The organism is Nocardia sp. NPDC003979 (assembly GCF_053605015.1).
The window spans coordinates 330,174-348,876 of the sequence record NZ_JBSGIJ010000003.1 but is presented as its reverse complement, the minus strand read 5'-3'; the positions used below and the strand labels follow the sequence as shown (position 1 = coordinate 348,876).

22 protein-coding genes are annotated in these 18,703 nt (G+C 67.6%); 10 read left to right on the top strand and 12 right to left on the bottom strand.

Annotated elements, in window-relative coordinates; all coding sequences use genetic code 11:
- Nucleotides 1-528: a GNAT family N-acetyltransferase gene (locus ACWEVR_RS08425; protein ID WP_452466354.1), complete on the bottom strand. Its 528-nt coding sequence runs from the start codon at nt 526-528 to the stop codon at nt 1-3.
- Nucleotides 529-598: 70 nt separating this feature from the next.
- Between ACWEVR_RS08425 and deoC the strand changes: the two genes are divergently transcribed.
- Complete coding sequence (deoC, locus tag ACWEVR_RS08420) at nt 599-1,258, top strand: deoxyribose-phosphate aldolase (RefSeq protein ID WP_452466353.1); 660 nt, start codon at nt 599-601, stop codon at nt 1,256-1,258.
- Here deoC and ACWEVR_RS08415 read toward each other — a convergent pair whose 3' ends face one another.
- On the bottom strand, nt 1,259-1,990 hold the full coding sequence (locus ACWEVR_RS08415; RefSeq protein WP_452466352.1) for an LmeA family phospholipid-binding protein: 732 nt from the start codon (nt 1,988-1,990) through the stop codon (nt 1,259-1,261).
- A 104-nt stretch (nt 1,991-2,094) separates the two neighbouring features.
- Here ACWEVR_RS08415 and ACWEVR_RS08410 point away from each other — a divergent pair, with 104 nt between their 5' ends.
- Nucleotides 2,095-2,703: a hypothetical protein gene (locus ACWEVR_RS08410; protein WP_452466351.1), complete on the top strand. Its 609-nt coding sequence runs from the start codon at nt 2,095-2,097 to the stop codon at nt 2,701-2,703.
- Nucleotides 2,704-2,718: 15 nt separating this feature from the next.
- Here the strand turns inward: ACWEVR_RS08410 and ACWEVR_RS08405 are convergent, their stop codons facing one another.
- The 3 genes from ACWEVR_RS08405 to ACWEVR_RS08395 all read right to left on the bottom strand — a co-directional run bounded on the left by ACWEVR_RS08405 (nt 2,719) and on the right by ACWEVR_RS08395 (nt 4,669).
- A complete protein-coding gene (locus tag ACWEVR_RS08405; RefSeq protein WP_452466350.1) occupies nt 2,719-3,522 on the bottom strand; it encodes a class I SAM-dependent methyltransferase in 804 nt (267 codons plus the stop codon).
- 10 nt (nt 3,523-3,532) lie between these two features.
- Nucleotides 3,533-4,057: a DUF2505 domain-containing protein gene (locus ACWEVR_RS08400; RefSeq protein WP_067484831.1), complete on the bottom strand. Its 525-nt coding sequence runs from the start codon at nt 4,055-4,057 to the stop codon at nt 3,533-3,535.
- A gap of 129 nt (nt 4,058-4,186) precedes the next feature.
- Nucleotides 4,187-4,669: a DUF2505 domain-containing protein gene (locus ACWEVR_RS08395; protein ID WP_452466349.1), complete on the bottom strand. Its 483-nt coding sequence runs from the start codon at nt 4,667-4,669 to the stop codon at nt 4,187-4,189.
- On the opposite strand from ACWEVR_RS08395, the gene ACWEVR_RS08390 reads away from it, so the two are divergent.
- On the top strand, nt 4,668-5,801 hold the full coding sequence (locus ACWEVR_RS08390) for a UDP-N-acetylmuramate dehydrogenase (protein WP_452466348.1): 1,134 nt from the start codon (nt 4,668-4,670) through the stop codon (nt 5,799-5,801). The genes ACWEVR_RS08395 and ACWEVR_RS08390 overlap by 2 nt on opposite strands.
- 37 nt (nt 5,802-5,838) lie before the next feature.
- Entirely contained in the window at nt 5,839-6,699 is an 861-nt protein-coding gene (locus ACWEVR_RS08385; protein WP_452466347.1) for an SDR family oxidoreductase, read from the top strand.
- Here the strand turns inward: ACWEVR_RS08385 and mscL are convergent.
- Both mscL and ACWEVR_RS08375 read right to left on the bottom strand, forming a co-directional pair.
- Nucleotides 6,696-7,154: a large conductance mechanosensitive channel protein MscL gene (gene mscL / locus ACWEVR_RS08380; RefSeq protein WP_452466346.1), complete on the bottom strand. Its 459-nt coding sequence runs from the start codon at nt 7,152-7,154 to the stop codon at nt 6,696-6,698. The genes ACWEVR_RS08385 and mscL overlap by 4 nt on opposite strands.
- Nucleotides 7,155-7,232: 78 nt before the next feature.
- A complete protein-coding gene (locus ACWEVR_RS08375) occupies nt 7,233-7,973 on the bottom strand; it encodes an SDR family NAD(P)-dependent oxidoreductase (RefSeq protein ID WP_452466345.1) in 741 nt (246 codons plus the stop codon).
- A gap of 81 nt (nt 7,974-8,054) precedes the next feature.
- Here ACWEVR_RS08375 and ACWEVR_RS08370 point away from each other — a divergent pair, with 81 nt between their 5' ends.
- The 4 genes from ACWEVR_RS08370 (at nt 8,055) to ACWEVR_RS08355 (ending at nt 12,212) form a co-directional block, all read left to right on the top strand.
- Nucleotides 8,055-8,876 carry an alpha/beta fold hydrolase gene (locus ACWEVR_RS08370; protein WP_452466344.1) on the top strand — a complete coding sequence of 274 codons (822 nt, stop codon included), beginning with the start codon at nt 8,055-8,057 and terminating at the stop codon, nt 8,874-8,876.
- Nucleotides 8,877-9,221: 345 nt separating this feature from the next.
- Nucleotides 9,222-10,217 (top strand): alpha/beta hydrolase, encoded by a 996-nt coding sequence (locus tag ACWEVR_RS08365; protein WP_452466343.1) that lies wholly within the window; start codon nt 9,222-9,224, stop codon nt 10,215-10,217.
- A 145-nt stretch (nt 10,218-10,362) separates the two neighbouring features.
- Nucleotides 10,363-11,721, top strand: coding sequence for a D-inositol-3-phosphate glycosyltransferase (gene mshA, locus ACWEVR_RS08360; RefSeq protein ID WP_452466528.1), 1,359 nt, complete (start codon nt 10,363-10,365; stop codon nt 11,719-11,721).
- Entirely contained in the window at nt 11,718-12,212 is a 495-nt protein-coding gene (locus tag ACWEVR_RS08355; protein ID WP_225278482.1) for a type III secretion system chaperone family protein, read from the top strand. The genes mshA and ACWEVR_RS08355 overlap by 4 nt, the downstream gene beginning before the upstream one ends.
- Before the next feature lie 40 nt (nt 12,213-12,252).
- Here ACWEVR_RS08355 and ACWEVR_RS08350 read toward each other — a convergent pair whose 3' ends face one another.
- On the bottom strand, nt 12,253-13,428 hold the full coding sequence (locus ACWEVR_RS08350) for a lipase family protein (protein ID WP_452466342.1): 1,176 nt from the start codon (nt 13,426-13,428) through the stop codon (nt 12,253-12,255).
- Nucleotides 13,429-13,618: 190 nt separating this feature from the next.
- Between ACWEVR_RS08350 and ACWEVR_RS08345 the strand changes: the two genes are divergently transcribed.
- Entirely contained in the window at nt 13,619-14,524 is a 906-nt protein-coding gene (locus ACWEVR_RS08345) for an ROK family protein (RefSeq protein WP_452466341.1), read from the top strand.
- A 17-nt stretch (nt 14,525-14,541) separates the two neighbouring features.
- The gene (locus tag ACWEVR_RS08340; RefSeq protein WP_452466340.1) at nt 14,542-15,279 is read left to right on the top strand and encodes a phosphoglyceromutase; all 738 of its coding nucleotides are present in this window, start codon (nt 14,542-14,544) and stop codon (nt 15,277-15,279) included.
- 69 nt (nt 15,280-15,348) lie between these two features.
- On the opposite strand, the gene ACWEVR_RS08335 is transcribed toward ACWEVR_RS08340, so the two are convergent.
- From ACWEVR_RS08335 to ACWEVR_RS08320, 4 genes are all read right to left on the bottom strand, one after another.
- Nucleotides 15,349-15,873: an LpqN/LpqT family lipoprotein gene (locus tag ACWEVR_RS08335; RefSeq protein WP_452466339.1), complete on the bottom strand. Its 525-nt coding sequence runs from the start codon at nt 15,871-15,873 to the stop codon at nt 15,349-15,351.
- Nucleotides 15,874-15,891: 18 nt separating this feature from the next.
- Nucleotides 15,892-16,713 (bottom strand): hypothetical protein, encoded by an 822-nt coding sequence (locus ACWEVR_RS08330; protein WP_452466338.1) that lies wholly within the window; start codon nt 16,711-16,713, stop codon nt 15,892-15,894.
- 76 nt (nt 16,714-16,789) lie between these two features.
- Nucleotides 16,790-17,824 carry a hypothetical protein gene (locus tag ACWEVR_RS08325; protein ID WP_452466337.1) on the bottom strand — a complete coding sequence of 345 codons (1,035 nt, stop codon included), beginning with the start codon at nt 17,822-17,824 and terminating at the stop codon, nt 16,790-16,792.
- 1 nt (nt 17,825) lies between these two features.
- Nucleotides 17,826-18,146 carry a hypothetical protein gene (locus tag ACWEVR_RS08320; protein ID WP_067641924.1) on the bottom strand — a complete coding sequence of 107 codons (321 nt, stop codon included), beginning with the start codon at nt 18,144-18,146 and terminating at the stop codon, nt 17,826-17,828.
- Between the last annotated feature and the right edge of the window lie 557 nt (nt 18,147-18,703).

Below are 18,703 nucleotides of genomic sequence, written 5' to 3'. Positions count from 1 at the left end.
CTACAGGTCGTAGAACGGCGCCGGATAGCGGAATTCGCCGGTGACCGCCGGGTCGTAGGCCGCCAACGGCCGGACCTGGAAGTATTCGGCCCAGTCGGCCTGGTCGGGGACGATGCCGCGGCGCGCGCCCGGCACGAAACCGAAGCGCGAGTAGTAGTCGGGATCGCCGACGAGGCCGACCACCGATTCGTCGAGGGCGTCGGCGGCGCCGAGGGCCGCGTGCACCAGGGCCGAACCGACGCCGGTCTTCTGATGATCCGGGTCGACGCCGAGCGGACCGAGGGCCAGCACCGGGAACGGGCCGATGCCCGCTCTGGTGAGGCAGATGTGCCCGACCACGGTGTCGTAGGCCAGCGCGACCAGCGACAGTGTCGGCATCCAGGATTCGTCGGCGCGTAGGGCGTCGACCAGCGCGGGCTCCGGTGGTTCGGTGACGGCTGGATCGCCCGAATAGTGCGGGGCGAAGGCGGCACGATGGATCGCGGCGATCGCCGCGGCGTCCGCAGGGGTCTCGCGACGAATCAACACGGTCCAAGTCTCCCGGATAGGGGTACGCGTGCGCAATGGAGTTCTGTGCCGATATGCCAGACTCGCTCCCATGACGTCGCTGACCCGGGCCGACGTGGCCGCCATGATCGATCACACCCTGCTCGCTCCCGAAGCGACCCAAGACCAGGTGAACGACCTGATCGCCGAGGCCCGCAAACTCGGCGTGTACGCGATCTGCGTTTCGCCGTCGATGCTTCCGGTGCGCGCACCGGGGCTGGTGGTCGCCACCGTCGCGGGATTCCCTTCGGGCAAACATCATTCGCTGATCAAGGGTGCCGAGGCGCGCCTGGCCGTCGACAGCGGCGCGGCCGAGGTGGACATGGTGATCGACGTGGGTGCCGCGGTGGCCGGTGATTTCGCGGCGGTGCTCACCGACATCATCACCGTGCGCGAGGCGGTCGAGGACCGGGCCGTGCTGAAGGTCATCATCGAATCGGCCGCGCTCACCGACGAGGCGATCGTCGGCGCCTGCCGGGCCGCCGAGAAGGCCGGTGCCGATTTCGTGAAGACCTCCACCGGTTTTCATCCCGCCGGTGGGGCCAGCGTGCACGCGGTGCGGTTGATGGCCGACACCGTCGGCGGCAGGCTCGGCGTCAAGGCCAGTGGCGGGATCAGGACCGCGGAAGACGCGGCGGCGATGATCGAGGCGGGCGCCACCCGGCTCGGGCTGTCGAAGTCGGCGGTCGTGCTCGACGGCTTCCCGGACTGATCAGCAGCGCAGCTCGGCGTCGCTGCGCCCGGAGCTCTCCAGGACGGTGCGCCCGCCCGAAAGGTGAACGACCACACCGTCATCGGTGACGTCCACCTTCTGGGCGCGCAGGCCGAGCGGGTAGCTCTGCAGGCTCTGGGTGAAGGTCTCGACGATGCCCTGCACCAGGTCGGTGGGCAGGCCGATGCCGAGCAGCTGCGCGGACTTGGTCTCCACCTCCACATTGCCGTCGCGGACCATCGGCTGCACCTGCAGCTGGGCCAGGCCGCCGAGCACGTCGAGGGTGAGCACGTCGCTGCTCGCCGAGGAGCTCACCCCGCTCACCATGGTGCCGAGGGTCTGGCGGATGCCGTCGTTGTTCCAGGTCACCTCTGCGCTGGAGCTGCCGACGGTCGCGCCGCCGCGCCCACGATCGGTGAGTTCGATGTCCTCGAATCTCGCGTGCACGACCATGCCCACGGCCGGGCCGAACTTGTTGTCCTCGCTGTCGATGCTCATCGACCCGACCTTGCCGTCGAGATAGGTGATGAGCATCGGTTTCGGACCGAAACTCACGTCGATGCTCGAGCCCATCTCCTGCTCGAACTGGCTGCTGATGCAGCGCGAGATCTGGTGGCGGGCATACGCTTCGGTCGCGACGATGGTGCCGACGAGGAGCACGGCGACCACGGCCAACGCGATCACCAGCGTGCGCCGACGGACCTTCGGGCGTTGGGGTGTCTTGGTGCTCATGACAGTCGATTCTTCCGGATTTTTCTGTGTCCGCTCTGAGGAGGCCATGAAGGCCTTCTTTCGATTTGTGATCTGTACCACGTCGTGCGGCGTAGCATGGCTGGATGGCTGGCGAGGGAGCGCGCCGGATGGCGGGGACCACCGAACACCGGTGGCGGGTGCTGCGGCGCCTCGCCGGACGACACGCGGGATTCTTCACCACCAGGCAGGTCCTGCGCACCGGTTGTGAGCTGCGGGTGCGGGCCGCGCTGGCCGACGGGTCGGTGACCAGGTCGGGAGTCGGGATGCTGCGGCTGACGCAATGGCGGCCCGGCCCACTCGACGAGTACGCGATGTGGGCGGCCTGGTTCGACGGTGCCGCCGTGGTGTCGTATCAGAGCGCGGCCGAACTGCACGGGCTCGGACGGTTGCGGCCACGGTTTCTGCACCTGTCGGTGTCGGCGGGGCGGCCACCGGTGACGCCACGGCTGGTGCTCACCCGGCGCAAGCTCACCGGGGCGGCGACGGAATCGGCGGGATCGTTCCTGGTGACCACACCGGCGCGGACAGTGCTCGACCTGGCCGAAACCGAGATCGCGCAGTCGGCGCTGAACGAGGTGGTTACCGACGCGGTGGCCATCCACCGGTGTGACGTCGACGAGATACGTTGGGGTGCGGAGCAATTGGCTCCCCGCGCAGCTGGGCGGATTCGCCGGGCACTGCTCGCGGTCTGAGGTCTTCCGGCGAGACTACTCGCCCGCATGCCACCCGTTCGGTGCGACGACATCCCACGGCACCGACAGCACACAATCACGCATCCGCCGGTTGTAGGCGCGCACCGGGAACCCGTTGGCGCGCAACAACTCGGCCGTGCCCCGCCAGCGGATACGCGGGCCGAAGGGTGCGAGCGCGGCACTGCGCTCCCAGGCCTGATCGGCGGCGGTGAGCAGGGCGTGCACCTTCTCGCCGCGAACATTGCGGTGGATCAACACCTTCGGCAGTCGCTCGGCGATGTCGGACGGGCGCTCGACGGTGAACGGATCCCACGCGAGGGTGAGCGAGAGGGGGCGGTGCCGGTCGAGGAGCACCCAGGCGCTGCGGCGGCCGAGTTCGTCGCAGGTGCCGTCCACGAGCAGGCCCTCGGGTGCCAGATTCGACTGGATCCGCGACCATGCGGCCGGGACCGCGTCCTCCGGATACTGGCGCAGCACATTGAAGGCGCGGACCAGCACCGGGCGCAGACCGGCCAACTCGAAGCCGCCGCGGGCGAAACGCACACCGTCGCGCGGAGGCAGCACCCGGGCGGGGTCGATCTCGAGGCCCACCACACGCAGATCGGGGCGAACGGTGCGCAGGCGCGCGGCCAGTTCGATCGTCGTCCAGCCCGCCGCGCCGTAGCCGAGGTCGACCACCAGCGGGTCGACGGCCTCGCGCAGGCGGGTGCTCACCAGGTCGTCGTTGACCAGCCAGCGATCGCTGCGGCGCAACCGGTTGACGCCGGTGGTGCCGCGCGTGATGGTGCCGACCGGCACCGTCCTCCTCGTGCCGGTCATGGGACGAGGATCAGACCGGGTTCTTGGCGGCCGTCTCCAGCCAGCGCAGGGTTTCCTCCTGCTCCGCGCGGAACAGGTCGACGAGATTCACCAGCATCAGCTGTTCCAGGCGCGGGCCGACCATGGGGATGAACACCTTGGCGACGGGGGAGAAGCGCATGGTCGCGCCGGTCTCGGTGGGGAACAGGCGGATGGTGCCGTTGAGGCTGCCCGGACCCGCCGGGATGGAGGCGGAGAACTTGCCCTCGGTCTCGTCGTGGTCGAACGGCCCCCAGCTCTCCTTGCGGGTGATGACCATGTCCTTGCGCATGACGGTCTGCGCGATCTCCGGGAGCATCTCGCGCGGCAGGGTATGCGCGAGCACGATATCGATGCCGTCGTCGGTCACCTCATGGCTGACGACTTCGTTGTGCGGCGAGTACTTGCGCATCTCCTCGACGCGGGCTTCCCAGTAATCCCTGCTCTGCAGGGCTGCGTACAGCTCTTCAGTGGTGTGCAGGGGGTAACGGGCGGAGTAGTCCAGTCGACGTGCCATGCCCGAACACGTTACTGCGTCGTTGGATCGCTGGCGCGCTCGAGGTTCGCGGCCCCGCCGGGACGGCCGCGAACCGCCGCTTCGCGACGAACCCTCGTCAGGTCGGGTCTGCCGGGGTCGGGAAGGCTGCTACTTGCTCAACCACTGTTCGGTGAAGGTGGCCTCGTTGCTCAGCAGTTCGGTGAGGCGTTCGGCGATGGCGGCTTCGATCTTGCCGCCGAAGAGGGGGATCTTCACCTCGATGGTGCCGGTGACCGAGCCTTCGCAACCGGTGGCGGTCGGGGTGAGGGTCACCGTGCCGCGGACGGTGGCCGGGGCGCCGTCGACGTGGGCTTCGAAGGTGCCCGAGGTGCCGGTGTAGTGCTCGACGCGGGGGATCACCAGGTCGCCGGGGCGCACGGCGGTGATGGCGGGCGGGAGCTGGTCGGCGGGGATGGACTGCACCAGCTGGATGCGGACCTGGTCGCCGTCGACCGTCAGCGAGTCCAGGCGGGCATTCGGGCCGCCGACCTCGGCGATGCGGGCCTTCCAGTACTGCTCATCGGAGTACGCGGCGCGCACCGCGTCGATGGAATGCGTATAACCGGCCGTGAACGCCAGAGGTGTAGCCATGTGCGACACGGTACCGTCTTCTGACGTGCGAACAACACGGGTGGTGTCCCCCGAACAGCTGCGTGACCTGCTGGCCGAGACCGGTGCGGTGGTGCGCTCGGCGGTGCCGCTGTCGGAACTGACGACGCTGCGCGTCGGCGGTCCCGCGCTGGTCGCCGAATGCGACAGCACGTCCTCGCTCGTCGCCACGGTGCGAGCGCTGGACGATGCCGGTGTGGCGGTGCTGCTCGTCGCGGGCGGGTCGAACCTGCTCATCGACGACGCCGGTTTCGACGGTGTGGTCGTTCGGGTGCGCAACACCGGAGTCGAGTTCGGGACCGACTCGGTGCTCGCGGAGGCGGGCGCGAACTGGGACGAGCTCGTCGCGGCTTCGGTGGCGGCCGGGTTCGGTGGGCTCGAATGCCTCTCGGGTATCCCTGGTTCGGTCGGGGCAACGCCGGTGCAGAACGTCGGCGCCTACGGCGTGGAGGTGGAGTCGCTGCTGCGCCGGGTGCGGCTGCTCGATCGGGTGAGCGGCGAGGTCCGCTGGGCGGAACCGGCCGAGCTCGGATTCGGTTATCGCACCAGCGTGCTCAAGCACAGCGACGCCGCCGTGGTGCTCGCCGTCGAATTCCGGCTCGACCCCACCGGAACCAGCGCACCGTTGCGCTACGGCGAACTGGCCCGTGTGCTCGGCGCGAGCGAAGGCGAGACCCGGCCCGCCGCCCAGGTGCGCGCCGAGGTGCTTCGCCTGCGCGCGGGCAAGGGCATGGTGCTCGACCCCGCCGACCACGACACCTGGAGCGCGGGTTCGTTCTTCACCAACCCCGTCGTCGGCGACGACCGCCTCGACCAGGTGCTGGCCGCGATCACCGCCCACCTCGGCGAGGTGAGCGTCCCGACCTACCCGGCCCCCTCGGGCACCAAGTTCTCGGCAGGCTGGCTCATCGAACGCGCCGGTTTCGCCAAGGGCTTCCCCGGCGAGCACGCGCCCGCGCGGCTGTCGACCAAACACACACTCGCCCTGACCAATCGGGGCGCGGCTCGCGCGGCCGACATCGTCGACCTGGCCCGCACGGTCCGCGACGGTGTGCGCGAACGGTTCGGCATCGTGCTCGAACCGGAACCGGTGACGGTCGGTATCGCGCTGTAGCTGTTTCGGTCCGTGCCTGTCCGGGTAGAGCCCCGGCATGACCAAGACCGTTCTCATCACCGGCGCGGGCACCGGATTCGGCAAGGAGATCGCGCTGCGCGCGGCCGAGCGCAGCCAGGAGTTCGAGGTGATCGCGGGCGTCGAGATCGATGCCCAGATCGCTGCGGTCCGGGCCGCGGCGGCCGAGCGCGGCGTCGCGTTGCGCGTGGAGAAACTCGACGTCACCGACCCCGGTGATCGCGAGAAGGCCTGGGGATGGGACGTCGATGTCCTGCTCAACAACGCGGGCATCGCCGAAGGCGGCGCGGTCGTGGACCTGCCCGCCGATCAGTTGCGTCGCCAGTTCGAGGTCAACGTCTTCGGGCCGATCCTGCTCACCCAGGGCTTCGCCCGCGCGATGGTCGAGCGCCGCAACGGCACGATCGTGTTCATGTCCTCGGTGGCGGGGTTGACGACCGACCCGTTCACCGGCGCCTACTCCGGTTCCAAGCACGCGGTGGAAGCCTTCGCCGACGCCCTGCACCAGGAACTCGCCGAATTCGGCATCGTGGTGGCCACGATCAACCCCGGACCGTTCCTCACCGGGTTCAACGACACCATGTTCGAGACCTGGAAGTCCTGGCGGGACAATCCCGCCGAACGGGTGTTCGACTATGCCCGTCTCGCGTTCCCGCATGCCCAGTACGATCCGGAACCGGTGATCGAGACGACGCTCGACGTGCTCACCGGTCGGAACACCCGATACCGCAACGTATTGCCCGTCGAGATCGAGAGCGACCAGCGTGAGCAGATGGACGCGCTCTGGGAGCGCTCCCAACACACCCCCGGCGCGACCGAGCGCAGCGAGGCGGTTCAGGCCGCCTACGACATGGCCCCGGCAACCCGGGTCGGCGACTAGGACTCTTCCTTGACGGCCTGTTCGGTGCTCAGGGCCTCGACCTGCTTGGCGTCGAGACCCTGCTGCTTGGCCAGCAGATCGCGGATCTCGATGAGCAGTTCGGTCTCGGTCGGCTCGGCTTCCTTGGTGGTGCCGAATTTGTTCTTCAGCGACTTCATCGGGACCATCAGCACGAAGTAGAGCACCGCGGCGACCATCATGAAGTCGATGAACGCGGTGATGATCGGGCCGACCGCGATGAACGTGGCCGGCTTGTCGGCGATGAGCTGCACGCCGAGGCCGAGTTCATTGGTCGAGCCGAACACCGCGAGCAGCGGGTTCACGAAGCCCTTGGTGACCGAGGTGACCACCGCGGTGAACGCGGTACCCATCACCACGGCGACCGCGAGGTCGATGACGTTGCCGCGCATCAGGAAGTTCTTGAAACCGTCGAATACCGACTTGATTCTGCCCATCGCAGAGATGGTAATGACTGGCCATTCGCTCAGCGAATTGTCAGCAACAATCTGTGGTCAGGCTCACGACCTGCGGTTTCAGTTCGCGGAACGACGCGAGAAGCGGCCGGGCCCTTCCTGATCGCGCGGCTTCACCACGATCGTGTCCAGGTTGACGTGCGCCGGCCTGCTCGCGGCGAAGGCGACGATCTGGGCGATGTCCTCGGCGTAGAGCGGATCGATGCCCTCGTAGACCTTGGCCGCCCGCTCGGCGTCACCGTCGAAGCGGACGAGGGAGAACTCGGTCTCCACCGCGCCGGGCGCGATCTCGGTGAGCCGCACCGGCTGACCGAGCAGTTCCCCGCGCAGGGTCCGGTGCAGCACCCCTTGGGCGTGCTTGGCCGAGGTGTAACCCGCGCCGTTGTCGTAGGCGTGCATGGCCGCGATCGAGGTGACGGTGACGATCAGGCCGTCGCCGGAAGCGATGAGCTTGGGCAGCAGCGCCTTGGTGACGCGCAGGGTGCCGAGCACGTTCGTCTCCCACATCCAGCGCCAGTCGTCGAGGTCGGCCTCGAGCACGGGCGCGAGTCCCTTCGCGCCGCCCGCGTTGTTGACCAGCACGTCGACCCGATCCACCGCGTCGGTGAACGCGCGCACCGACTCCTCGGCGGTGACGTCGAGTTCCAGTGCGGTGCCGCCGATCTCCTCGGCCAGCCGCTGCACCCGGTCGAACCGGCGGGCCCCCACGTAGACGTGATACCCCTGCTTGGCCAGTTCCCGTGCGGTGGCTTCCCCGATGCCCGAGCTGGCTCCGGTGACGACGGCGGTGCGAGTACTCATGACTGTCGATCCTATTCGCCGCCGTTTCGCCGCCGCCACGGCTCCGATCACGGTGAGCGATACCGGCGTTAGCCTGTCGGCATGGGTATTCGTGATGCTGTCAGCGCCGATGGAACGACGATCGTCTACCGGGTCACCGGTCCGGAGACGGGCAGGCCGCTGGTGCTGCTGCACGGCTGGGCGGGCAACCTGCGCTGCTGGGGCGCCGCCGCCGACGACCTCGCGCAGCGCTACCGGGTGATCGCGGTCGACCTGCGCGGGCACGGCTACTCCGACGACCCCGGCGTGTACGACGACCCGAAGGCCTGGGCCGCCGACGTGGCCGCGGTGCTGGCCGCCGAGGGCATCGACTCCGGTGCGGTGCTGCTCGGCTGGTCCTACGGCGGCATCGTCGCCACCGACTACCTCGCCACCTACGGCACCGGCGCCGTCGCGGCCGCGATCTACACCGGTTCGCTGGCCCACATCGGTCCCGGTGTGCCGGGTGCGGCGACCGGGCCCGCGATGGACAAGGCGATCCCCGGTGTCTTCGAGGAGTCGGCCGGGCGTGCGGTGCGCGCGTTCGCGGTGTTCGGCAATGCGAACACCGGACCGGGGGAGGACAAGGGTGTCGACGCGCAGCGGTTGTTCGGCGGCAGTCTCGCGACCGCGCCCTCGGTGCGCAAGGCGCTGTTCTACCGCACCATCGACAACACCGAAACCCTTCGCGCCCTTGATATCCCGGTACTCGTGCTGCACGGCACCGCGGACCCGGTGGTGCCCGCCGACAACGGGCGCTACATCGTCGACAACGTGCCGGGCGCGCGCGGTTCGTTCTGGGAAGACGCCCAGCACGGGCTGTTCATCGAGGATCGGGCCCGGTTCGTCGCCGAGGTGAGTGAGTTCGTCGACGCGCTGGACTGAATTGCGGCGCGGCGTCACGGGGCATTGTCGGACTGTGCCCGGAACCAATCCGGAGGGTCTATTTTTAGGCTGTAATGAGGTTGATTCCGGCATAGTCGATGTCCATCGCGAGCGCTTCGTATCGGGTCACTCGTCCACTGTTTCCGCAGGTAGGGCGCTGGTCGTCAAGTAGCATTGCACGGGCGTGATAAGCCCGTGATTGCGATCGTTCCTGTAGCGAACTATCCGCACAGTTTCACGGAAAATCTTCTGGGGATCGTCACAATGATTTCCCGAAAGCGTGTGTAGCGTTCGGATATGTCGTTGAATCACGAATCAGGAACAGGATTCGGCGATCGGAGTTCGATGATGTCTTGTCGGGCGTTGGGGGTTCGGATCGTCCTCGCGGCGCTGGCCGCGATGCTCGCCACCGCAACGGCGGCGGGCCAGGGGATTTCCGAGCCGATCGAGCAGGCACGGATCGACGATCGGCGCGTGGAAGCCGATCAGACCATCGATATCGGCGTGTACTCACCCGCCATGGACAACGTCAACCGGGTGCGGGTGCTGCGCGCCGCCGACCCGTCCGAACCCGCGCCGACGTTGTACCTGCTCAACGGTGTGGGTGGCGGCGCCGACGGCAACTGGCTCGACCGCACCGATGTGGTGTCGTTCTTCCGCGACAAACAGGTGAACGTGGTGATCCCCTTCGGCGGTGCGGGCAGCTATTTCGCCGACTGGCGCAGCGACGACCCGGTGCTGGGCAAGCAGCGCTGGGCGACCTTCCTCACCAAGGAACTGCCGCCCCTGATCGACGCCGAATTCGGGGGCACCGGCGCCAACGCGATCGCCGGGCTCTCGATGGCAGGCACCTCGGTGTTCCAGCTCGCCCTCGCCGAACCCGGCCTCTACCGGGCGATCGGCTCCTACAGCGGGTGCGTGCGCACCAGCGACCTGCGCGGGCAGGCGATCGTGCGCACCGTCGTCGGCAGCCGGATGGGCAACGCGGCCAACATGTGGGGCCCGCCCACCGACCCGGCCTGGTCGGCCCACGACCCGTACCTGCACGCCGAATCCCTGCGCGGCACCGAGGTCTACATCTCCTCCGGCACCGGCCTTCCCGGCCCGTACGACAACCCGGCCGTCCAGCCGGACCCCCTGCAGCTCGCCTACCAGCTGGCCTTCGGCGCCACGCTCGAAGCGGTCACCCACCAGTGCACCCGTCAGCTGCGCGACCGGTTCCAGTCGCTCGGCATCCCGGCCACCGTCAACCTGCGGCCCACCGGCACCCACTCGTGGGGCTACTGGGAGGAGGATCTGCACACCTCGTGGCCGCAGTTCGAGTCCGCGCTCAACCGCTGAACGCGACGGCCGAAAAGCGCTGGCGCGTGCCGCCCGGATCGGGCACGCTCGATGACGATCGGTGCGTGAGCTCACTCACCGCACGCCTGTGATGGCCGTCACCGATCCCGGTAGGGATGTTATCGGTGGCGTCGCGGCGTGCACACTGGAAGGTGTGAGTCAGCGACGTCTTGAACTTCGGCCCCGCCGCATCGCGGTGCTGTCGGTGCATACCTCCCCGCTGGCCCAACCCGGCACCGGTGATGCCGGGGGCATGAATGTCTATGTGTTGCAGACCGCGCTCGAACTGGCCGCCAGGGGCACCGAGGTGGAGATCTTCACCCGGGCCACCTCCTCGGACCTGCCGCCGGTCGCCGAGGCCGCACCCGGTGTGCTCGTGCGCCACGTCGTCGCCGGACCGTTCGAAGGGCTCGACAAGCACGAACTGCCCACCCAGTTGTGCCCCTTCACCGCCGAGGTGCTGCGCCAGGAGGCTCGGCACCTGCCCGGCCACTACGACCTCGTGCACTCGCACTACTGGCTCTCCGGTCAGGTCGGCTGGCTCGCCCGCGACCGGTGGCGGGTGCCGCTGGTACACACCGCGCACACGCTGGCCGCGGTGAAGAACCTCGCGCTCGCCGAGGGCGACACCCCCGAACCCGAGACGCGGGTGATCGGGGAGAAGCAGGTGATCGCCGAGGCCGACCGGCTGGTCGCCAACACCGCCGACGAAGCCGGTCAGCTGGTGGACCTCTACGGCGCCGACCGCGACCGCATCGATGTGGTCCCCCCGGGCGCCGACCTGGGCCGCTACCGGCCCGGCGACAAACTCGCCGCCCGCGCCGAACTCGGATTGCGCGCCGACGAACAGGTCGTCGCGTTCGTCGGCCGGATCCAGCCGCTCAAGGCCCCCGATGTGCTGGTCCGCGCGGCCGCCGAGCTGCTGGCTCGCGACCCGCGCCGCGCGCTGCGCGTATTGATCGTCGGCGGACCCTCCGGCACCGGCCTGGCCCGCCCCGACGCCCTGATCGAACTGGCCGCCGACCTCGGCATCGCCGAGCAGGTCACCTTCCTGCCGCCGCAACCCGCCGATCGCCTCGTGCAGGTGTACCGCGCGGCCGACGTGGTCGCCGTCCCCAGCTACAACGAGTCGTTCGGTCTGGTCGCCATCGAGGCGCAGGCCAGCGGCACCCCCGTGCTCGCCGCCGACGTGGGCGGCCTGGGAACCGCTGTGCGGCACGGTGAATCGGGTCTGCTCGTGCCGAGCCACCGCACCGGCGACTGGGCCGACGCCCTGGCCGCCCTGCTCGACGACCCCGACCGCCTCGGCCGCATGGCCGCCACGGCGGTCGAGCACGCGAGCCGGTTCTCCTGGGCGCACACCGCCGAAGGACTGCTCGACAGTTACGCCGCCGCGATCGCGGGTATGCGCGTGGAACGTAACCCGATCGCCCTGCGCGCGGGTGAGACAAGCCAAGCCAGATCGCGGGCGCTGTGGCGGCGCCGGACAGGAGTACTCAGGTGAGCGCCGTATCGCAGGTGATCGACGAGACGCTGCGCGACCGGGAGATCGAATACACCCGCCACGGTGACGACACCTTCATCGTGGTGCTGCCCGGCGAGCGCAAGCTCAAGACCACCGTGATGCTCACCGTCGGCAAGCACGGTGTGCGAATCGAATCGTTCGTCTGCCGCAAGCCCGACGAGAACTTCGAAGGCGTCTACAAGTACCTGCTGCGCCGCAACCGCCGCCTCTACGGTGTGGCCTACACCCTCGACAATGTGGGCGACATCTACCTGGTCGGTCGCATGTCGACCGAGTCGGTGACCGCCGACGAACTCGACCGCATCTTCGGTCAGGTCCTCGAGGCCGTCGACACCGACTTCAACATGCTGCTCGAGCTTGGCTTCGCGGAATCCATTCGCAAGGAATGGAAGTGGCGCGTCTCGCGCGGGGAATCGCTGAAGAACCTGCGCGCCTTCGAACATCTCATCGACGAGGCCGACAAGGTATGAGAAACGCGGGTGCCGTTGTGCGGCACCCGCGTTCGGGTTCTCAGCAGGTGGTCGGCACCGGTTCGTCACGGAAGCGGGACTCCACGTAGCTCCACGCGTCGACGAAACCGGCCACGGCCGCGGTCATGTGCTCGGCGATGTCGTAGGTCGCCAGCTTCACGGGCGCGCCCGCACCGCACCAGTGCGACACGGTGTCGGCCACCGGGCCGTACGGGGTGAGGGTGTCGTAGCGGCCCTGCCAGATGTAGGTCGGCGCGGTCGGCGCACCCTCGTAGTGCACGATGCTGTTCTCGCGCAGCACACCACGCGCCACCTGGCTCGACAGCAGTTCCTTCGACGCGGCCATCTGCTCGGCGTTGCGGAAGATGCCGTGGAAGAGCAGGAAGCGACGGCAGGCGTCCTTGGTGAACTCGCGGAACCACAGGCCGGTCTCGTTGAGCTGATCCGACACCGGCACTCGATCCGGGTACTCGCGCTCGATGCCCATGGCGGCCGCGAAGGCCAGGCCGAAACCGGGGTGCGGTGCGAAACCGAGGGCGTCGGCCATCAATTCGAGGTCGCTCGGGATACCACCGGCGACCACCGCGGCCAGCTTCAGTTCGGGCGCGTACTCCGGCTGCAGCGCACCGGCCCACGCGGTGGCCATGCCGCCACCGGAGTACCCGGCCAGCGCCACCGGCGAGCCGCCGAGGCCCAGTTCGGTGACCTTCTGCACCGCCCGCACGCTGTCGAGGGTCACCATGCCGCTCATCCGCGCCGCACCGTAGGCGACGGTCGGGCCGAGGTAGTCGGGCACCGAAACCGCCCAGCCGCGACCGATCGGCAGCATCGCGCCCGGTGCGTCTTGCAATTCACCGTTGAACAGCGACTTCGACGGGTTGCACCGGGTGCCGATGGAGTTGATCAGCGCCTGGTAGGAGACCAGCGGCGGGCTCTTCACCCCGATCGGCATGAAGACCGTGGTGACGCCCATGATCGCGTTGCCCGCCGAGTTGGTCGAGCGGAACGCGATCTGCCAGCCCTCGGTGCCGGGGTAGAGCATCGTGTCGATGCGGCGAGTACGGACCACGTCGCCGGGAGCCAGCTCGGCGATGTCGGTCGGTGCGGTGAAGAACGGGTCAGGGTCGGGCGTCGGATACAGCGGGTTCGCAGCCGCGGGAGCGGCGAGGAGGCCTACCGAGAGCAGGCTCAACACCAGTACTACTAATTTCGACACAACTTTCCTTCATCATCAGTAACGCAGCCCAACGGAATCACCCGACCCGGACGAAGTATCCAACGAAAACCGGCGGTGTGGAGCAACCACTAGTCAAAGTGTCCACCGCCACATTTTTGTGAGCGTTCACATCGCCCACCGGGTCGTGGCTGATCAACCCCCGTACGGGCCGAACAGACAGGAGTGGGCGATGGTCGTCCTCGCGCTCGACATCGGAGCGACGAAATTCGCTGTAGGAGTAGTTGATCCGGACTACACGGTGCATTCGGTGCGGCGCGCGGCCGTGGCCGTCGACGATCCGTGGGCGGTGTGTCGGGAGTTACTGTGCGCTGTGGCGGGGGACAACGAGGTTCACGCGGTCGGCATCGGGTCGGCCGGGCCCGTCGACGTGCCCGCCGGGGTGACGCGACCGCTGAACTTTCCCCGGTGGCGCGACGGGTTCCCCATCGTCGAGCGGGTGCGCTCGGTGTTCCCCGGTGCGGCCGTGCGGTTCGCGATCGACGGCGCGTGCCTCGTACTCGCCGAACACCGGGTCGGTGGGTTGCGCGGGCTCGACAACGGGTTGGCGTTGACGGTGTCTTCGGGGGTCGGCGGCGGGGTGCTCGCCGACGGGCGGGTGCTACGGGGGCGAACGGGCAATGCGGGCCACATCGGCCACATCATCGTGCCCGGTGATGAAACGCCCTGTGCCTGCGGCGGTTTCGGTTGTGTTGAAGCGGTTGCCGGTGGGATGTCGACCGTGCGCTGGGCTCGTGCGCAGGGCTGGACCGGGGCGACGGGGATCGAACTCGCGCGGGCCGCCCACGACGGCGAGCCCGTTGCCGTCGCCGCGATGGCACGGGCCGGGACCGCGCTCGGCCGGGCCGTCTGTTCGGCCGCGGCCCTGCTCGACGTGGACCGCGTGGTGATCGGCGGCGGCTTCGCCGACTCCGGCGAACCGCTGTGGGGACCGTTGCGCGCCGCTGTCGACCGGCACGCCGGGCTCGAATTCATCGACGCTCTCGACGTTTCCCTCTCCACCCTGCCCGAGGGCGCCACGCTGGTCGGTGCGGGCGTGCTCGCCATCGACGAGGTGGCGTGGGCCGGGCGCGGGTGAAATGCCAGAATGACCTCATGACCTACACCCTCGTGCTGCTGCGCCACGGCGAGAGCGAATGGAATGCCCTCAACTTGTTCACCGGCTGGGTGGATGTGCACCTGACCGACAAGGGCATCGCCGAGGGCAAGCGGGCAGGCGAGCTGCTCGCCGAGCACGACGTGCTGCCCGACATCGTCTACACCTCGCTGCTGCGCCGCGCGATCAGCACCGCCAACAACGCGCTCGACGCGGCCGATCGCCTCTGGATCCCCGTCATCCGCGACTGGCGCCTCAACGAACGCCACTACGGCGACCTGCAGGGCAAGAACAAGGAGCAGGTCCGCGAACAGTACGGCCAGGACCAGTTCATGCTGTGGCGGCGCAGCTACGACACCCCGCCCCCGCCCATCGCCGACGACAACGAGTACAGCCAGGAAGGCGACCCCCGCTACGCGGGCATCGAGGTCCCCAAGACCGAATGCCTCAAAGACGTTGTCGCCCGCATGATCCCGTACTGGGAGAACACCATCGCCCCCGAGTTGAAGACCGGCAAGACCGTCCTGGTCGCCGCCCACGGCAACTCCCTGCGCGCCCTGGTGAAGCACCTCGACGGCATCTCCGACGAGGACATCTCCGGCCTCAACATCCCCACCGGCATCCCCCTGCGCTACGAACTCGACGAGAACCTGCGCCCGGTGAAGCCGGCCGAATACCTGGACCCCGAAGCCGCCGCCGCCGGCGCGGCCGCAGTGGCGAATCAGGGCGGGAAGTAGTCGTTCCATCGACCCGGTGCCGCATCGTTCGCACGGTGCGGCACCGGGTCGCTCCTGCAGGCACAGGCCTCAGCGGCCGCGCGGTGGCCACACCACCGACAAGGGTGACGGAAGGTCGATGATGCCCCAGGCGGCCGAATCCGCGGCGACGGTAGCGGTGTACTGCACCAGGTAGTCGTGGTCGAGAACATCGATCAGCAGATATTGCGTTCTGGTGCGGACGCGCAGCTCACCACCGGTATAGAGGCCCGAGATGGTGGCCGCCCGATACCCGTCGCAATCCACGAATTCGGCCGATTGCTCGATCCAACTCGGCAGCCGCCGGGAGTCGACGAACGCGCAGTCCATCAACTCCGAAGAATCGACTCGTTCGGTGAGTCGGCCGACCATGACCAGGACGTTGTCCGCCCACCCTCCTCCGTCGGCCGACGGATTCGCCCACGCCGTGTAGACGCCTGGCATCGCATCCTGGCCGATCTCGAGCCAGCCCTCCGGTGGAACGACACGGATATCCGGCGCTCCGATGGTGTCGATGTGTACCGGGATAATTCGGATCTCGCGTGCGTGGAGATATTCGGCAAGGCTCTGGTTCATGCTGTGCTCCTGATTACGTCAGTCGTTCGGCAGTTGGTGATAACGCACTGTGAACCACTCGGTTGCGGCCTCGGTAGCGAGAAGCTGTCGCGACTCCGGCTCGTCCAGGAGATGTTTCATCAGCGCCAGCAGAAGATCTGAATCGCATCGAAGAATGCAGGCCGGAATCCCGAGTTCACCGACTCTGTCGAACAACTTGTGCTTCGGTGGTCGGGACCTGTCTGCCAAGGTCGCCAGAACAACCGGCGCCGCATTGTACTGAGCTGAGAGTTTGCATACATCACCGCGAATTTTCAAAATATCTGACCAGCTGATCCGCGAAATTTCACGCATAGGCATCCGGCAGATTATTCCTGCTGGGTACAACTCCCATCGAATTCGTGCGAACCGCGCGAAAACCATCAGGAGGAGTCCGGTAACGGTTACGATCGAGAACGCCAGTGCGCCGATCGCGCCGCCGCTGTTGTTGCGGGAGAACGGAAGCAAGCCGTCTGTTCCGCCTGCGTGCCACTCCCACCAGGCTGCGAAGCCGAAGAGGCTGCAACCGGCAAGGGTCAGTTCCAGTGACAGCAGACTGGATTCTTGTCGTAGGTGGATCCCCGATCCCCATTCCGCGTCGATATTTCGACCTGTAGTGGGGGTCACTGTTGCGGCCGCATGTGGGAACATCGTCAGCAACCTGGCGCCGAACAGTCCCGCGGCGCCGAGAAATAGGGCAATCGCCCCGAGGTGCCCGAGGATGGTCATGACATTTTTGCCATCGCCTCGGATCGCAATCACCAGCCAAACCGACGCGGCAGCTAGAAATGCGAGCATCATGATCGTTGTGAAGGCAATCATGCCCCGTGACGCTCGTTCGTTCCACTGTCGATCGACGACCACGACCGGCGGTTTCGGAGGGGAACAGTTGGTCATTTCACCAGACCCACTGGATGGATTTGGACGTCAGGTACGCCATCCCGGCGCCTACGCCCGCCCCGACTACGAACCCCACCGCGGTACCTGCTCCCGGCACAACGGAACCTAATGCCGCCCCGGCTGCCCCGCCCGCCCAAACGCCGGCGGCCGAACCCGCTGCCATGCCCACCGCTGTACCCGCGCTTTCGCTCACGATCGCCTCGGTCGGGTTCATACCACCATTGATGTCGTTGGCGATCGCGGGGACAGTGCCGATGACGTTTCCGACGATCCCGAGTCTGCTCAGCCCCGTCGTGTACTTTCCGGCGTCATCGAGTTTGCCCCAGTTCTCGACCCATTTGAGAACGCCCTTGTCAGCGGCATCTTTGGCTGCGGATTCGAGTCCCATTCGGGTGCCGTCGGTCATGGCGCCCGCTATCGCTGCAGCGGTCATAGCCGCTTTGTCTGGTGCCCAGTGCGAGGCGGGGGATGTGGCGATCGAGTCGGGTATGGCCGAAGGATCTTCGTTCTTGATCGCGGTGATCGCTGCAGCAGTAGCGGTCAATGCCGACGCGGGCGCCATGCGATCGAGCTCGCTGTTCGCGTCAGCGATCTTCTGACCCCACGTGGCATCAGCGGTTATCAGGGCTGACGCAAGCCCAGGTAGCCGGGCCAACTGGATCCCCGCTTCGGAGTTCCAGTCGTCGACTCCGTGGACGCTCCAGTCATCGGTGACCGATACCTTCCCGGTCACGTAGTTCTGGTAAATGGTTTTGATGTCGGCCAGCGGTTGATTCATGGCCTGGTAGGCACCGTTGCATGCGGCCTCCAGGTCGTCGTAGGCGACCGCGATAGCGCGCATCTGGGTCTGTTCCTCGTCGGCTTTGTCTTCGGCGGCCGTTTTCGCATCGCCTTTCCAGATCAAGCCGTTGTGGATCGTGTTGTGCATGGTGCCGGCCGCCACCACGATGGCGTCGGCGATTTCGCCCGCGCTGGTCGCCACGGCAGGCAGGTGCGAAAGATCCCAGGTGAGGACGTCAGCAGGTGGGGCCATGTCACTTCCCCTCGTGGGCGTTGCCGGAGTTCAAGTCGGCAACCGCGGCGAGACGCCGTGCCGCATCCGCGTCGGTGCCCTCGTATTTGTTCGCCGACAGGGCCATCAGGCCCGACAGGTGGTTGAATCGTGCCTTCAGCACATCTTTCGCCGTCTTGCTCCGGGAGTCGGAACCACCGAGCGCAGAGCCGACTGCAGAGCCTCGGAGCGCTGCGGCGACCGGTGCCGCCCCGAGCTTCTTCGCATTCTCGATGTCGTTGGGGAGGAGAGCGAGGGCTGCGGCGGCCTGTCGCAAGCTGTCAGGACTGACTTCGAGCGCCATGAACCGCCTCCCCCATCTTCTGCAGAACCTTCACACACCTCTTGGACGCAAGCTAACAGCGCATGGTTCCATCCGGATTCTCAGCCTGGTCTCGAGCCGCGGTGACGAACGGTGGAGATCGCGATGATGTCGGATGGTCCAGGTCACGCAACGCAACCGCGATGTGGCCTGACCGGTATCGATGCCTGGCAGTGCGTAGGTAGGCGCGTCTCCGAACCCGATCGGAGCACCCAAGGGTGCCGGTGTCGTAACCGTCCCTCCCGGTTCCCCGCACCGAAACCCCGATTCGCGTCCTCGGCCAACACCGGTAGCCCCACGCCTGGTTCGGCGTGTGGCGGGTTGGACCTGGGCGATAGGTGTGCACTCCCGAAGCCGTCCAGGTGCGTACGTGCGAGGCGTACGACTGTGGTGCTCGCAGGAGGCTGGTTGACAGGGTTGTCTGTCCCTCGGTCGGGCTCTCCGATAACGACCGACAGGAGCGGCACAGACCCGGACACGACACAGACAGCCCCGTCACAGGGGCAGACCTCGCCCTTGGACGACGAAGGCTCGGCGTC

Excerpts from the sequence above, each read along its gene's own strand:
- ACWEVR_RS08345 (WP_452466341.1), top strand. The coding sequence starts at position 13,619 with ATGGTCGTCCTCGCGCTCGACATCGGAGCGACGAAATTCGCTGTAGGA.
- ACWEVR_RS08370 (WP_452466344.1), top strand. The coding sequence starts at position 8,055 with ATGGGTATTCGTGATGCTGTCAGCGCCGATGGAACGACGATCGTCTAC.
- ACWEVR_RS08390 (WP_452466348.1), top strand. The coding sequence starts at position 4,668 with ATGTGCGACACGGTACCGTCTTCTGACGTGCGAACAACACGGGTGGTG.
- ACWEVR_RS08400 (WP_067484831.1), bottom strand. The coding sequence starts at position 4,057 with ATGGCACGTCGACTGGACTACTCCGCCCGTTACCCCCTGCACACCACT.
- ACWEVR_RS08340 (WP_452466340.1), top strand. The coding sequence starts at position 14,542 with ATGACCTACACCCTCGTGCTGCTGCGCCACGGCGAGAGCGAATGGAAT.
- ACWEVR_RS08385 (WP_452466347.1), top strand. The coding sequence starts at position 5,839 with ATGACCAAGACCGTTCTCATCACCGGCGCGGGCACCGGATTCGGCAAG.
- ACWEVR_RS08320 (WP_067641924.1), bottom strand. The coding sequence starts at position 18,146 with ATGGCGCTCGAAGTCAGTCCTGACAGCTTGCGACAGGCCGCCGCAGCC.
- ACWEVR_RS08365 (WP_452466343.1), top strand. The coding sequence starts at position 9,222 with ATGATGTCTTGTCGGGCGTTGGGGGTTCGGATCGTCCTCGCGGCGCTG.
- ACWEVR_RS08325 (WP_452466337.1), bottom strand. The coding sequence starts at position 17,824 with ATGGCCCCACCTGCTGACGTCCTCACCTGGGATCTTTCGCACCTGCCT.
- ACWEVR_RS08415 (WP_452466352.1), bottom strand. The coding sequence starts at position 1,990 with ATGAGCACCAAGACACCCCAACGCCCGAAGGTCCGTCGGCGCACGCTG.
- ACWEVR_RS08405 (WP_452466350.1), bottom strand. The coding sequence starts at position 3,522 with ATGACCGGCACGAGGAGGACGGTGCCGGTCGGCACCATCACGCGCGGC.
- ACWEVR_RS08395 (WP_452466349.1), bottom strand. The coding sequence starts at position 4,669 with ATGGCTACACCTCTGGCGTTCACGGCCGGTTATACGCATTCCATCGAC.
- ACWEVR_RS08375 (WP_452466345.1), bottom strand. The coding sequence starts at position 7,973 with ATGAGTACTCGCACCGCCGTCGTCACCGGAGCCAGCTCGGGCATCGGG.
- ACWEVR_RS08330 (WP_452466338.1), bottom strand. The coding sequence starts at position 16,713 with ATGATTGCCTTCACAACGATCATGATGCTCGCATTTCTAGCTGCCGCG.
- ACWEVR_RS08410 (WP_452466351.1), top strand. The coding sequence starts at position 2,095 with ATGGCTGGCGAGGGAGCGCGCCGGATGGCGGGGACCACCGAACACCGG.
- deoC (WP_452466353.1), top strand. The coding sequence starts at position 599 with ATGACGTCGCTGACCCGGGCCGACGTGGCCGCCATGATCGATCACACC.
- mscL (WP_452466346.1), bottom strand. The coding sequence starts at position 7,154 with ATGGGCAGAATCAAGTCGGTATTCGACGGTTTCAAGAACTTCCTGATG.
- ACWEVR_RS08335 (WP_452466339.1), bottom strand. The coding sequence starts at position 15,873 with ATGAACCAGAGCCTTGCCGAATATCTCCACGCACGCGAGATCCGAATT.